Source organism: Gelidibacter sp. F63206 (genome assembly GCF_023015735.1).
Genome location: NZ_JALKAU010000045.1, coordinates 17,778 through 32,767, shown reverse-complemented (window position 1 = coordinate 32,767; position 14,990 = coordinate 17,778). Strand labels below are relative to the sequence as shown.

The following is a 14,990-nucleotide window of genomic DNA, read 5'->3' as shown; positions in this document are numbered from 1 at the left end:
TCCTCAGCATCCTCAGCGTTGGATTCTTCAATTTCCTCTACATAGGTATCCTTCTTCTTTGCTGGGATTTCTTCCGAACTAGCTTTTTCAGTTTCAGTTTCATTCGATGCACTAGAAGATGTTTCTGATATAACTTCAGCTTTTGGCGTCTCAGCTTCTTTTGGCGTCTCTTTCTGATCATTTACCTCTGCAACAGCAGACGTTTCCGCATCTTCTGTGGTAGATATATTGTCTCTGGGCGACGTTTGGTCATCTCCAACTGTTTTTTCAGGTGAAATGTCCTCTTTTTTTAAAATTTCGTTTCCATCTGCATTTTGCAGGTTATCTTTCTCTGACATTGTCATAATGATTAAATTTCTTGCTATTGTAAGCAAGTAAATATACTAACAACACCTTAGATTACAAAAGAGAAAGCTAATTTTAGGATATTTTGGTTATTTGGTCCAGATCTCCCAAGCTTTTTCGGCCTGGTATTCCAACATCTTAGAACCGTTGCAGATGGTAGCGCCTTGTATTTCACCACACATCAAGAATTTGGTTAGAATGGGATTGTAGATCAAATCAAAAAGTAGGTGTTCATTGCCAATTCCATCATACGGGATGTCTGGACAAACATTGACATTCGGATGGGTACCTATAGGTGTACAGTTGATAATGACCTGATGGTTTTTAATAATGTCTTCTGTCAAATTTGAATATAGAAACTTAGCCTTTGGATTTGGACTTCTCGACACATAATCAAAATTGATATGTAGTTTTTTCAAGGCATAGGCAATCGCTTTGGATGCCCCTCCGGTGCCCAAGATCAAGGCATGGGTATGATGTGGTTTCAGAAAGGGTTTGATGGATTTCATAAATCCGTAATAATCAGTATTGAAACCTTTTGTTTTTCCTGAGGCATAAAACTTTATGGTGTTGACTGCACCAATTTCGGAGGCTGTTTTATGAAGTCCATCCAAATAAGGAATCACCTGTTCTTTATATGGAATGGTGACATTAAGCCCCAAAATATCATGGTTTTCACTCAGGATTGCTGGAAATTTGGAGATATTTGTGATATCAAAATTTTCATAGGAATACGGTAGATTCTCACTTTCAAACTTCGCCGTAAAATGAGCTTTTGAAAATGAATATGCGATATTCTTACCAACCAGACCGAATCTAGACATTTATTTTCCTTGTTTTTTTTCCGTACCATTCCAGTGCTAAAACAATGGCAATTCCGACGACAATATAGATAATTGCCAAATAGGTTTCAGTGTTTAGCTGCGGAATAAATCGTTCGTAATTTAAAACCACTTTTTTACCGGTTGAGTCATAGATAAATCCACCCTCGTCCGTCATCCTATAAATAGTTTTTTTCCATGGCCAAACCACGCCCAAAGAACCAACAATAAAACCAATAATGGAAGCTATGGTAATACTTTTGTAGTGTTTGAGAATATAACTAAGCATGTGTGAAAAGGTCACCAACCCGGTAACGGAGCCCAACGTAAAAACAACCAATACCTTGAGCATTCTAACCCTCTCAGAATTCTGAAATATACTAAAATCACCTACAATGATCTCGTAAAAAGTATCGGAAAGTGCATTGACAGAATCGACCAATAATAAAACATAATTCCCCAATAAAATTAGGATAAAGGACCCGGAGAAGCCAGGCAAAGTCATCCCCGATACGCTAATGATACCACAGAAAAATACGAAAAAAAGGTTATCGTTTTCCTTCGCAGGATCCAAAAAACTAATGGCTACGCCCAAAATAATACCAATGGCAAGAGAGGTCAATGTGCGATAATTCCAGTCGTCAAAATCCTTGTTGATATAGTAAATGGAGCCGATGATCATGCCAAAGAAAAGACTCCACACATACAGTTCAGAATGGACGAGAAAATAATCCAGAATTTTCGAGACACTAAAATAGCTGACCACCATACCCAAAAAGAGCAATCCCAAAAAACGTCCGTTTATATAATGAAAGAAACTTTTGAACCTCCCGTTAAATAGGAGCTTAAATGCGGTCTTGTTTACTTTTTGGAGTGAATAGATAAACTCTTCATAAAACCCAGCCACAAAGGCAACAACCCCACCAGAAACACCGGGGACCTTGTTGGCGGCTCCCATGGCCAAGCCCTTAATGAACAGGAAAAGCTTATCTTTAAAAGTTCTGGTGCTCTGCATTTATGAAGTTTTGGTGCCTATCCTTTCAAGGATGAAAATCGTTAAAAATCCTATGACCATAAGGCCAACTGCCAAGCCTATCTGAGGATCAATGGTGTTATTGATCTCTGAATAATGAAGTGGCAAGACACTTTTTTCTGAAACCATTTTGAAGGACTCAAAGTTATTGATTTGTCGTTGATAGACTTCAATCGTACCATAATCAGTGATTTGCGAAACTGGCATAATTTGTCCAGTGGATTTTTCCAAAACCGTCATTGTCTCTTTCCAGGGCCATATTTTGTTGAGTGATCCGAAAATAAAACCCGTCAACACAGCCAAAGTGGTGTTTTTATAGTGCTTGAACAACCATTTTAAAACGCGACTAAAACTCAATAACCCAATCAATGCCCCAACTGCAAAAATGGCTATTCTTTTAAAATCAAAATCGTGAAGGGCATCACTTAATGTTTTGTAGGCCCCTAGAATAACCAGGATGAAAGATCCCGAGATTCCTGGTAAAATCATGGCGCAGATTGCGATAGCTCCGGCAAAAAACAAAAATAAAGTACTGTCGTTATTTGCCATTGAAGATAAGGTGGTGATGTAATACGCCGCCAATGTTCCAAGAATAAGTGAAACGATGGTACCTAAGTTCCACGTTTTAATCTGTTTTCCTACAAAGAAGATACTGGCTACAATAAGTCCGAAAAAAAACGACCATATCAATATGGGATGTTCCTCAATCAGATATTTGGCGAGACGCATAAAAGAGACAAAACTGATCAGGATTCCTGTGAGCAGAGCTACTAAGAAATTTCCATTGAGCTGCTTCCAAAACGCAGAAAACCCACTCTTTCTAAGCGTGGTCAATAGGCTCAAATTGACGCCACTAATAGTAGTTATCAACTCTTCATAAATACCGGAAATAAAGGCGATGGTGCCACCTGAGACTCCCGGAACAGCGTCTGCTGCTCCCATTGCTACTCCCTTAAGTGAAATGAATAGGTAATCTGATAAGCGTCTTTGCATCTTTAATCGATCATATGAGAAGCGTAAAGATATATAATTTTACTTGGAGGTTTTTTTGGAATTTGAAATAATATTGAGCACCATTTGATGTTTTGCAATCATCGGGAACAATTCCTCCAAAATAAAGGAAAATTCTGAATTGAGTAGCCATCCGTTTTTGAGATGATATTGGGCTTTTTCATTTTCCAACAGCGTGAAATAAATTCCGGCCAATCGGTATTCAATCTCTGCCGTTTCAGGATAAAATTCAGCAGCTTGGATCAAATTTAGTGCTGCAGCTTCATATTCGCCTAATTTAATAAGGACATCAGCCCTTGCGAGCCATGTGTCCAACTCGTAGTTACCAAGATCCAAGGTTTTTTTGTAGCCGCGTTCTGCTTCTTCAATAAAGTTCAAACGGTGATTGATTTGGGCGTACAGTTTCCAATACCTGACGTTGTCGTCGTCAATATTAATGGCTTTGTTGATATAGTAAAGTGCTTTGTGGTAATTTTTCTTTCTATTGTAAAACTTGGTAATGGCAATCCAGCCTTTATCTAATAGCGGATCCTCGTGGACCGTCTTAAAGTAGTATTGAACGGCTAAATCGTCAGAATGCAATTTCTCATAACAATTTCCAATTCTCAATAAAGCAAAGGAAGTGGGTTCGTCAAGAGCTAAGGTCATGTTATAATTTTCAATGGCCTCGTTATACTTCTTCATCTTTTCCAATACTTTCCCCTTTTCAAGATAGGCACCTACAAAGGTGTCGTCAGAAATAATTGCGAAGTCAAAGGCCGTCAACGACTTTTTATAATCTTTCAAGGTGAAATACTGCCTGCCCAATTGATGCCAAGCTACTTCGCAATAAGGATTCTTATCCAAATAGCGGTTTAGAAAATCAATGGCTTCATTGTGAAGGTCTAAAAATTCAAAACAGTAGATAATATTATAAAGCGCAGAATAATCCTCCATATCCAATTCCAAGCATTTTATAAAATGGGATTTGGCATTGTCAAATTGATCCATAAAGAGGTATTCCATACCGATCAAAGCATGCAGATCAGCTTCGTCTTCTTCCGAATCAATTAGCTTTAACGCGATTTTCAGCGTATCAATAGCTTTTTGGTGTTCATCACGTTTTGATAAGACACTTGCCTTTTGAATATAGATTTCCTCATTGGATGGTTCTAAAACATGGAGTGCATCCAAAAGCTTTTCTGCCTGTGGCAGCTTGTCTTCTAAAATGTAAATTTCAACTTGAAACAGTCTAAGGGTTATGGATGACGGGTGCTGCTCCAAGCCTAATTTGACAGCTTTCTTTGCGAGTGCAATTTTGCCGTTTTCAAAATAGAACTGAATGATATTTTCAAACTCGCCTGAATCAAAAAACAACACGTTATTTGTTTTTAGCATGGATTCAAACTTGGTCAGCGAATAATTATTGTCGTCGTCATATTGACTAAACTCCATAAGCACGTTGTATTGTTCGTTCAAATAAATGTAACGTTATCCTGAGAGAATAGGGATAATTAAGGCGAATGTTTTCAACAAATTAGTTAACATTGCCAGCGTAACATCCTCAATAGTTTGGGTTGTTGATTGGTTAACAGTTAGTTATGATCGCTGCAAACTTAAGCAATTATTATGAAATTTCGTCCAAAATAGAGATGATATGCTGACAGCCCTCGATGATTTCGGCATTTGTAATGGTTAAAGGTGGCGTTAACCGAATGGCTTTTGGCTCAAAAAGCAACCAAAACAGGATTAAACCTCTATTTTGCGCTTTCAAAATGACTTGGTTTGTTATCTCTGCTGATGGTGTCATCGCCGCTAACATGAGACCACGGCCTCTAATATCGGTAATCAACGGATGCACCAATAGTTTTCTGAAGAGCTGTTCTTTTTCTAAAGCTTCATCCATTAAATTGCTTTCCGTAATTTCTTTTACAGTGGCAAGGGCAGCTGCTGCAATTACCGGATGGCCACCAAACGTTGTAATATGTCCTAGTTTAGGAGAGTCCTGCAAAGTGAGCATCATAGCTTTTGAGGATGTAAACGCACCAATTGGCATGCCTCCCCCAAGTCCTTTTCCAGTGACTAAAATATCCGGAACACAATTGTAGTGTTCAAAACCAAATAACTTTCCTGTGCGTCCTATTCCTGGTTGTATTTCATCCAATATCAGCAAGGCTCCCACTTCATCACAGCGTGTTCGCACTTTAGTCAGATAGTGGTCATAAGGTTCAATAAAGCCAGCGCCACCTTGAATGGTCTCTAAGATTACGGCGGCTGTTTTTGGTGTGATCTGATTTAAATCTTCTTTATTGTTGAAGTTAATAAAGTCAACATCTGGTATTAAAGGTCTGAAGGCCTGTTTGCGTTCTTCGAAACCCATGACACTCATAGACCCCATGGTATTGCCGTGATAGGCATGATGTGCTGCGATAATCTGACTTCTACCCGTGGCACGACGTGCTAATTTTAAGGCGCCTTCAATGGCTTCGGTGCCAGAATTGACAAGGTAGGTACAGTCTAAGGATTTTGGCAAATGTTTGGCCAATAGCTTGGCAAGTTCAACCGAAGGTTCCTGGATGTATTCTCCATAGACCATGACGTGCATGTATTTGTCCAATTGGTCTTTGATTGCCTGCACAACTTTTGGATGTCGATGCCCTAAACTGCATGCCGAAACTCCGGCTACAAAATCGAGATGGGCTTTATTATTGGTGTCATAAACATAACAGCCTTCAGCATGTGAGACTTCCATGGCTAAAGGATGTGGTGTGGTCTGGGCTTGGTAAGTTAAAAAATCACTTGTCATGTCAATTTTCTCTTTTCATGGGTTTTTGCAAAGTCTTTACTTTTGCAGAATCCGCTTTTTTAATAACATCTTGTGGGATGTTGCGCGAAGCTTTCTGTTGGTCCTCTTTCTTGGCGTCCTTTGGTTTAGCGTCTTCCACACGCTGTAATAAAGCGTCGTCAAAGAAATCTTCTTGAGGAATATAATCGTCTAAACCTTTGATTACAGGTAATACCAGCGGTGGATCGTCTTTAAATAAATCGTCAACACTTTTTGGACGCTCTTCTTCACGCCAGTCGAAACCTCGCAATTTTCTTGCGTTTTCAGGAAATAGCGATTCTGGCCAAATCTCGCCATCTATTTGATCAATGAGCGTGATAATTTTATATTCGTCCTCAATTTTAAGATTGATTTTTCCTGATTTTGATTTGTTGATCCCTATCAATTCCTGATCGTCATCTCTTGAATAATTGATGACTTCGGCATTTTTGATGATATCCACGTTGTAAAGATCGTTGTCCTTAAACAATCCAATCAATCGCTGTCCCTTTATTTGATTATAACCAGCATCAAGTGTGTCCTTACTGATCAAAAAGGCATTATCAAAAACTAAAAGAGAGTCCAGTTGCTCTGTTTTGGGGTTTGAAATAAGATGGATGGTATCACCAGTCATCTGATTGTCCAAATTCCAAAGAATAGGCCTCCGTTTAACGGTAAAAGCATCAGAAGTGGAGAAACGTGCCAGATTGATTAGTTGTGTCAATCCAGACTTATGGTCGGCATGAATGGAATCCGCTTTCCCACTTAAATCACTTTTAAATATTTTGGCATTGTAATAGGCTCTTGTGATGCGATGTTCCGGTTTTCCGGTGACCATTATAGTATCACTATGCATATAAATGGAATCTTTTTCCTGAACGGTTATGGCCAAAGCACGTTTGGTGATAAAAACCGAGTCTTTTGCACGCCACACTTCTGCATAATGCCCACGTACCAAACTGTTGTTAATGGTGTCTGTGACCTTAATATTGTTGGTTGCAGAGGCAAAGTTGATTTTTCTATCAAAATACATGCTATCGCCTTCAAAAATCCGATTTTCATAATTGATTTTCGAATTTTTGACAAAATAGCCCGTGTCATTATTGGTATCATAAAACCCACGTTCCGCATAAATGGTATTGGATTCGCCGACAATTGTGGTAGGGCCATAAAGATACGCATGGCCTGTTTCAGTATAAAAGTCGAGGTGTTCGGTATTTAAAGTGTATTCTGGATTGACCAAAACCACATCCTGTACGAATTGGTATTTTTTGCTATTCATATAATACCGACCAATCTGACTCGTAATTGTTCCGGAAGTGTCTCTGACCACTTTGCCTTTACTTTGATAAAAGGCCTGCTGCTTGACACGGTCAAAATGAAGCGTATCTGTAGTCAAAACCGATTTTGGTTCAGTGAGTACCACATCACCACTGGCAAATGCCAATTGAGTTTTGCCGCTATATTCAGCGTATTTGGCACTCATGTTTATGGTATCGCCCTGTATCATGACCACATTGCTATAGGCTTCAATGAAATCTTCCTTTTCGTAATAAACAGCTTGGTCACACCATAAATTAATACCCTCATGGGTGAAGTGGACTTGTTGGGTGTTATCTCTTGTAAAAACGGAAACGCCAGGGCCGCGAAGACTGTCAGAATCGACAAAGCCTGAATATTCTACACGGATTTTCTTGAGTCTTTCAGTTTGCGATACGGCTGAAAAACTTAAGCTTAAAAACAAAACAGTAAAAATAGATAATGCTTTCAATGTGCGACAGATGATTTTCAAAAGTAACTCTTTATTTTAAGCATTGTTTTACGTTAACATTAATTTAGGGCAGGAATATTGGGAAAAAGAGAATTTAGGACATAAATTTTACGAATGTAATTGTTTCTATTAAATAAATCCCTTCAGCCATTTCAATAAAGTAATCCGTTATAAACAATTAAGAAACCTGCCCAAAGTACGGGCAGGTCGTCTGTTTTAAACTTATCTTATGATTGTCTGTTTTCTATCTGGACCAACAGAAACGATGGTAATCGGAATCTCAAGTTCTTTTTCTAAGAATTCAATATATTCCAACAAAGCTTGAGGCATATCGGAAGCATCGGTCATATCAGTCAAATCTTCGTTCCAACCCTTAAAATCGGTATAGATCGGAGTGACGTTTTCGGATTCAATATTGTACGGTAAATGGTGTATGATGTCACCTTTATAATTATATGCGGTACACACTTTTAAGGTTTTAAATCCTGAAAGCACATCGCCTTTCATCATTATCAATTTGGTGACGCCATTTACTTGGCAAGCATAACGCAATGCAACAAGATCTAACCAGCCACAGCGACGTGAACGACCTGTTGTAGCGCCAAATTCATTGCCTACGCGACCCATGGTTTCGCCAACTTCATCAAATAATTCGGTAGGGAAAGGACCTGATCCTACTCTGGTAGTATAGGCTTTGAAAATACCAAAGACTTCACTGATTTTGTTAGGTGAAATCCCTAATCCCGTACAAGCGCCAGCTGCCGTTGTGTTGGAAGAGGTGACAAAAGGATAGGTTCCAAAATCAATATCCAATAAAGAACCTTGGGCGCCTTCTGCCAAAATAGTTTTTCCTTCCTTATGGGCTTGATGCAAGTATTCCTCAGAGTCTATGAAAGTTAAAGTTTTCAACACTTCGATGGATTTGAAGAATTCCTGCTCCATTTCTTTCAGGTTATACTGTACGTCAACATTGTAAAACGCAATCATGGCTTCATGCTTATCGGCCAAGGCGCGATATTTCTTTTTCCAATCGGCCAACTCAATATCTCCAACTCTAATTCCGTTTCTACCGGTTTTATCCATGTAGGTTGGGCCAATTCCTTTAAGCGTGGAGCCAATTTTGGCTTTACCTTTGGAAGCTTCACTTGCAGCATCAAGCAAACGGTGCGTTGGAAGGATAATATGAGCCTTACGTGATATTAACAAGGATTTTCGATAATCCACTTGTTGCTCTTCAAGTTTATCCAACTCTTTATTGAAAATAACAGGATCAATCACAACACCGTTACCTACTAAATTGACCGTGTTTTCGTGAAATATTCCTGATGGAATGGTGTGCAGAACGTGTTTTTTACCATTAAACACCAATGTGTGTCCTGCATTTGGGCCTCCTTGAAAGCGCGCAATAATATCGTATTTTGAGGTAAGTACATCGACAATTTTACCTTTGCCTTCGTCGCCCCATTGTAATCCTAGTAGTAAATCTACTGCCATTTTTAAGATTCTTTAGGTGGTTCGTTTTTTGTTCCGTAAAAGTATAGGGAATGGTTGGTGATGGAAATATCAAAAACCTCTTCTATCGTTTTTTTGATGGACTGGATTCTAGGGTCGCAAAACTCATAGACTTCTCCAGTGTCCGTTAGGATGACATGATCATGTTGCTTATCAAAATAAGACTTTTCATAGTGTGCCTGATTCTGCCCGAACTGATGTTTACGCACCAAACCGCATTCCAAAAGCAATTCGATGGTGTTATAAAGCGTAGCACGACTCACCCGATAGTTTTTGTTTTTCATTTTGATATAGAGTGATTCTATATCGAAATGTTCTTCATTATCGTAAATTTCTTGTAGTATGGCATAGCGTTCTGGTGTTTTTCTGTGACCCTTTCCCTCGAGGAATGTGGTGAACACGTTCTTAACTATTTCCTGATTGCTATGTTTTGTATTTTGACTCATAATTAATGCCCAAACTTCGGGGCAAATTTACACCTTTTAAACTCTTAAAACCTTATCAATCCCGTTAATTTTTTTTAGATTCTCCATCAGCTTTTTCAACATGGTGTTATTTTTGACCACGACATTGATTTTACCTGAAAAAACACCGTCATCACTTTGAAAACTAATACTTTTCATATTGACGTGCATATTGGAAGAAATGACCTTGGTGATGTTGTTTACCAAGCCCAAATTATCAATTCCTGATAGTGTAATCTGGGCTGCAAACTCCTGTTGTGAAGAATCAATCCACTTGGCCTGCATGATTCTGTAGGCGTAGTTGGATTGAAGGCTCAACGCGTTTGGACAGTTCTTTTTATGGACCTTGATACCTTCATTTATTGTTAGAAATCCAAAGACATCATCTCCAGGGATTGGATTACAGCAGGCAGAAAGCTTATAGTCCAGTTTTTCTTCTTCCTTGCCAAACACCAAACTGTCATAATTGGCTGTAATCTCATCTTTATCGATATTTTGGATAACCGTTGGTTTGCGGATCTTACTTTTGATATAGCTCATAAAAGCATTGCTTCTTGAAGACGCAAAATCTTTAAGCATGGCGTTATCAATAGATCCTATACCTACTCTATAAAACAAATCCAAACTTGTTTTTAACTTGAAGAAGACCACCATTTCATTGATGGATTTTTCGTTCAAATTAATTTTAAGCTGTTTTAGTTTTCGTCTCAGAATTTCTTTGCCTTCTACTGCAACTTCTTTCTTTTCGTCTTTTAACGACGATTTGATCTTGCTTCTCGCTCTGGCGGTGGTGGCATAATCCAACCAATTGCTATTGGGTTTGATGCTTTCTGAAGTCAGTATTTCTACTTGGTCCCCACTTTGCAGTTCATGACTTAGTGGCACCAGTTTTCCGTTGACTTTGGCGCCTCTGGTTTTCATTCCGACTTCGGTATGGATACTAAAGGCAAAATCGAGTGGCGTTGCACCTTTAGGCAAAGATTTTAGGTCTCCTTTTGGAGTAAACACATAAATTTCTTTTGAATAGAGATTAAGCTTAAACTGCTCTACAAAATCGACCGCGTTGGTTTCATTGCTTTCCAAAGCTTCTTGAAGTTTATCAATCCAGGTATCCAAAGCATCTTCGGCATGCCCCTCTTTATATTTGTAATGTGCGGCATAGCCTTTTTCGGCAATCTCGTTCATGCGCTCACTCCTGATCTGGACTTCTACCCAGCGTCCCTTGGGCCCCATCACTGTAATATGCAGGGCTTCATATCCTGTCGATTTAGGTGAAGAAATCCAATCTCGCAGCCGGATAGGATTCGGGATAAAATGATCTGTTACAATGGAATATATTTTCCAAGCGAGAAATTTTTCATTGGCAAAATCAGATTTGTAGATGATTCGTACCGCAAATTTATCATAGACTTCATCAAAGGAAACACCTTGCTTGAGCATTTTTCTTCGGATGGAGTAGATGGACTTAGGACGTCCTTTAATATCGTAATTCAGACCTTCCTTGTCCAAAGAGTCTTGTATCACCTTTGCAAATGCTTTGATATAGGCGTCTTGTTCTTCCTTGCTTTCTTTGATTTTATTGTGAATCTCATTATATACCTCAGGTTCGGTATATTTTAGTCCTAAATCCTCCAGTTCACTTTTAATATTGTAAAGCCCAATACGATGCGCCAGAGGTGCGTAAATGTACAAGGTTTCAGAGGCAATTTTCTCCTGTTTGTCTGAACGCATGGAATCCATGGTCTGCATGTTGTGGAGACGGTCGGCAATTTTGATGATAATCACTCGGACATCATCGTTGAGCGTCAACAACATTTTTCTGAAGTTTTCTGCCTGGGTTGAAACATCGGCTTCTTTGCTCAAGGATGAAATTTTAGTCAATCCATCTACAATTCGAGCTACGGTCTTACCGAATTTTTCTTCAATATCGGCAAGGGTATAATCTGGACTGTCTTCTACAACATCATGTAATAACGCCGCAGCAATACACGTCGCATCCAGCCCAATTTCCTGAGCCACTAATTTTGCCACTGCAATAGGGTGAAAGATATAAGCTTCGCCAGATTTTCGGCGTTGGTTTTTATGGGCATCAACAGCCACATCAAACGCCTGCCTTATCAATTTTTTATCAGCAACGGTAAGGGTTTGGTAACTTACCTTGAGTAGTTCTTTGTAAGCTTTTGCAATAGCCGCATTTTCTTTTTCAATATCAACTTCTGTCATAAACTAAATGTAATACAAAGAAAAGAAATGAGCAATGTTTTTTGGAAGGAAAAAATTAGATTACTGTGGGAATTGGTCGAATAAATTACGATATATTTCACTCATATATCTTAGAAAATATCTAAAAAATCTGATTGCTCAGTACATTCTTACAGTTGACCAGTTATCTCTTATGGAATAATGAATAACTAGGGTTTTAAGTTAGATTTACACGGTTTAAGGACAATCAAAAAAATCAAAAATGTCTAATTTTGATTTCAATTTAAACAGCCCTAAATATATTTCATGTCCTTTGAACGAACTCAAGAAAAATTAAAAATCTTAGCGGATGCCGCTAAATATGATGTTTCCTGCTCTTCAAGTGGAAGCAATCGGAAAAACACCAATAAAGGTATTGGAGATGCATCAGGGATGGGTATTTGTCATTCCTACACTGAAGATGGACGTTGTGTGTCTTTGCTGAAAATTTTACTGACCAATCACTGTATTTTTGATTGCGCCTATTGTGTGACCCGAAAAAGTAATGATATTAAGAGAGCGGCCTTTAAGGTTCAGGAGGTGGTGGATTTGACCATCAATTTTTATCGACGAAACTATATTGAAGGGCTTTTTTTAAGTTCCGGGATTTTTAAAAGTGCGGATTATACCATGGAACGCTTAGTTGCGGTGGCAAAGAAATTGCGATTGGAAGAGAATTTCAACGGTTATATTCATTTAAAATCTATTCCTGGCGCATCAGACGAATTGATGAAAGAGGCAGGCTTGTATGCCGATAGACTGAGTGTTAATATTGAAATCCCCACAAAAGAAGGTTTGAAATTGTTGGCACCAGAAAAAAACCGAGAAGACTTTTTGAAGCCGATGCGAAAAGTTCAAAATGAAATCATTCAATATCAATCTGAGAAAAAAATTATCAAGAGTACTCCCAAATATGCACCTGCTGGTCAAAGTACGCAAATGATCATCGGTGCCAGTGGTGAGAGTGATCAGCAAATCATGTGGACCTCAAATTATTTTTATAAGAAGTTCAATTTGAAACGGGTTTACTATTCGGGTTATATTCCCATCAGTTACGACCACCGATTGCCACAACTTGGAACAGACGTGCCCATGCTACGAGAGAACAGACTGTATCAAACCGATTGGCTGATGCGTTTTTATGGATTTGAAGTCCACGAAATTTTAAATAACGACCATCAAAATCTCGATTTGGAGGTGGATCCCAAACTGGGTTGGGCCTTAAGAAACTTGCAGCATTTTCCTATTGACGTGAACAAGGCCGATAAACTTATGTTGGCCCGTATTCCAGGATTAGGTATGAAGTCAGTTCATAAAATAATACAAGCGCGACAGTTTAGGAAATTGAATTGGGAGCACCTAAAACGTATGGGCGTCGCCTTGAATAGAGCTAAATACTTTTTAGTTTGTGATTCCAGAGATTTTGAAAGACGAGATTTGACCGGACCACAATTGAAATCGATTATTTTACAAAACAGTACGAGTAAATATCAAAAAATCTTAAGTCCACAATTGAATCTATTTGAATAAACTGATGATTTCAGAAGAACATATTCTTGTTTATGATAGCACATTTGATGGTTTTCTAACCTGCGTTTTTGAAATTTATGAATTGAAATTAAAGCAAGTTTCTTTTCAAAGAAAAAACCAGAAGCAAGAATCTTTGTTTGGGATAAGTACAGAAATTATTACGGATTTAAAAAAGGCTGATCGGGTGTGGCAGGGTGTTAAAAACAAGTTGTCGGCAAGAGGAAGTTTACGACTGTATTATGCTTTTTTAAGTGAACAATCTCAAGTAGAATCCCTTTTGTTAACGTATATTCAGCAAGCGTTAAAGAGCACAATTCCACTTGATTCTGATTTTGGAAACGAAACGGTTCTTAAAGTCTCCCAAATTGCTAAAAGTGTCGGAAGAGAGAAGCATAGAATGGAGGCTTTTGTACGATTTAAATTGACTAAGGATGATATTTATTTCGCTAATATCGAGCCTGATTTTGATGTGTTGCCATTAATTTCCAAACACTTTAAAAGTCGCTATGCAGATCAAAAATGGATTATATATGATTTGAAACGTCAATACGGATTGTATTATGATTTAGAGAAGGTAGACGTGATAAATTTAACATTGCCCGCAAACTTTGATCCAACCCAAACTACGAATGAGTTTTTTACGCCCTCTGAGATTGAATTTCAAACCTTATGGCAGAATTATTTTCAGTCCACAAATATCGTAGCAAGAAGGAATACCAAACTTCATATCCAACATGTCCCAAAAAGATATTGGAAATACCTTAGCGAAAAAAAACCTTAAGAAATTTCGGTTTAATATGATGTGAGCATTTTCTTAATCACAATTTAAAACCTTAAAATGTTTGCTTGCTATTAATTGCCTTTATATGTAGGTCGGCTTCGCGGAATTGGTACCCGTATCCATTCCTTTTCTGCTTTTGGCTTGGTCTCTTCTTTAACAACTTTTGCAGGGGCATTCAGTTTCTTCAGGTTTTGTTTTTTCTGGTAAGCAATAAAAAATTTTGATGTCAGTGCATAGTCATACTTAACACGATGTATGAATATATCGAATGGCTTGGTGGGTTTATATTCGCTCTCTGCAATGGCGACCTGTAAAAGCGTCCAATCCGGGGTTTTATCTTTGGGATCGGGTTTCAACCGATTGAGGTTATCAATATATTTTTTGTAGTATTTTTTAAAAAATAGAAACTTTAGGCCGTTGAGTTTATTATAAAACTGGTCAATATCCGTTGGTGTGATTTTAGCCTGGCTTTGTGGACTCGCTAGTTTCGTTCTAAATTCTGAAATGATGGTGTGAAAGCTCATTTGTTTTCTAAAATAATTTTGTTCGAAATGAAATAATATAAAAGAATAAAATTGCTCCTCAGATACGATCTGTTATGTTATTTGCAAAATTAGTTAATCCATGAAGATATTCCGATTTTCTCATGGACATAGTTTTTTAATTTTGCACTTTGAT

Annotated in this window: 12 protein-coding genes and 1 pseudogene; 2 read left to right on the top strand and 11 right to left on the bottom strand. The window is 38.2% G+C overall.

The window, feature by feature from the left end:
* From MWU32_RS01455 to MWU32_RS01410, 10 genes and pseudogenes are all read right to left on the bottom strand, one after another.
* Window positions 1-338: pseudogene (locus MWU32_RS01455) on the bottom strand (hypothetical protein); the annotation flags it as partial.
* 96 nt (window positions 339-434) lie between these two features.
* Window positions 435-1,169: a shikimate dehydrogenase family protein gene (locus MWU32_RS01450; RefSeq protein WP_246937117.1), complete on the bottom strand. Its 735-nt coding sequence runs from the start codon at window positions 1,167-1,169 to the stop codon at window positions 435-437.
* Window positions 1,162-2,181 (bottom strand): DUF368 domain-containing protein, encoded by a 1,020-nt coding sequence (locus MWU32_RS01445; protein WP_246937115.1) that lies wholly within the window; start codon window positions 2,179-2,181, stop codon window positions 1,162-1,164. The genes MWU32_RS01450 and MWU32_RS01445 overlap by 8 nt, the downstream gene beginning before the upstream one ends.
* Entirely contained in the window at window positions 2,182-3,192 is a 1,011-nt protein-coding gene (locus tag MWU32_RS01440; RefSeq protein ID WP_246937113.1) for a DUF368 domain-containing protein, read from the bottom strand.
* Between the two features lie 39 nt (window positions 3,193-3,231).
* Window positions 3,232-4,644, bottom strand: a complete 1,413-nt coding sequence (locus tag MWU32_RS01435; protein WP_246937119.1) for a tetratricopeptide repeat protein — start codon at window positions 4,642-4,644, stop codon at window positions 3,232-3,234.
* 172 nt (window positions 4,645-4,816) lie between these two features.
* Window positions 4,817-5,995 carry an aspartate aminotransferase family protein gene (locus MWU32_RS01430; protein WP_246937111.1) on the bottom strand — a complete coding sequence of 393 codons (1,179 nt, stop codon included), beginning with the start codon at window positions 5,993-5,995 and terminating at the stop codon, window positions 4,817-4,819.
* Between the two features lies 1 nt (window position 5,996).
* Complete coding sequence (locus MWU32_RS01425; RefSeq protein ID WP_246937109.1) at window positions 5,997-7,805, bottom strand: OstA-like protein; 1,809 nt, start codon at window positions 7,803-7,805, stop codon at window positions 5,997-5,999.
* 201 nt (window positions 7,806-8,006) lie between these two features.
* Window positions 8,007-9,278, bottom strand: a complete 1,272-nt coding sequence (locus tag MWU32_RS01420) for an adenylosuccinate synthase (protein WP_246937107.1) — start codon at window positions 9,276-9,278, stop codon at window positions 8,007-8,009.
* 2 nt (window positions 9,279-9,280) lie between these two features.
* Window positions 9,281-9,742 (bottom strand): Fur family transcriptional regulator, encoded by a 462-nt coding sequence (locus MWU32_RS01415; RefSeq protein WP_163514589.1) that lies wholly within the window; start codon window positions 9,740-9,742, stop codon window positions 9,281-9,283.
* Window positions 9,743-9,778: 36 nt separating this feature from the next.
* Window positions 9,779-11,983, bottom strand: a complete 2,205-nt coding sequence (locus MWU32_RS01410) for a RelA/SpoT family protein (RefSeq protein ID WP_246937105.1) — start codon at window positions 11,981-11,983, stop codon at window positions 9,779-9,781.
* A gap of 285 nt (window positions 11,984-12,268) precedes the next feature.
* Here MWU32_RS01410 and MWU32_RS01405 point away from each other — a divergent pair, with 285 nt between their 5' ends.
* Together MWU32_RS01405 and MWU32_RS01400 are read left to right on the top strand one after the other, a co-directional pair.
* Window positions 12,269-13,531 carry a putative DNA modification/repair radical SAM protein gene (locus MWU32_RS01405; RefSeq protein WP_246937103.1) on the top strand — a complete coding sequence of 421 codons (1,263 nt, stop codon included), beginning with the start codon at window positions 12,269-12,271 and terminating at the stop codon, window positions 13,529-13,531.
* A 4-nt stretch (window positions 13,532-13,535) separates the two neighbouring features.
* Window positions 13,536-14,312, top strand: coding sequence for a TIGR03915 family putative DNA repair protein (locus tag MWU32_RS01400; protein ID WP_246937101.1), 777 nt, complete (start codon window positions 13,536-13,538; stop codon window positions 14,310-14,312).
* A gap of 71 nt (window positions 14,313-14,383) precedes the next feature.
* Here MWU32_RS01400 and MWU32_RS01395 read toward each other — a convergent pair whose 3' ends face one another.
* Entirely contained in the window at window positions 14,384-14,836 is a 453-nt protein-coding gene (locus MWU32_RS01395; protein ID WP_246937099.1) for a hypothetical protein, read from the bottom strand.
* Between the last annotated feature and the right edge of the window lie 154 nt (window positions 14,837-14,990).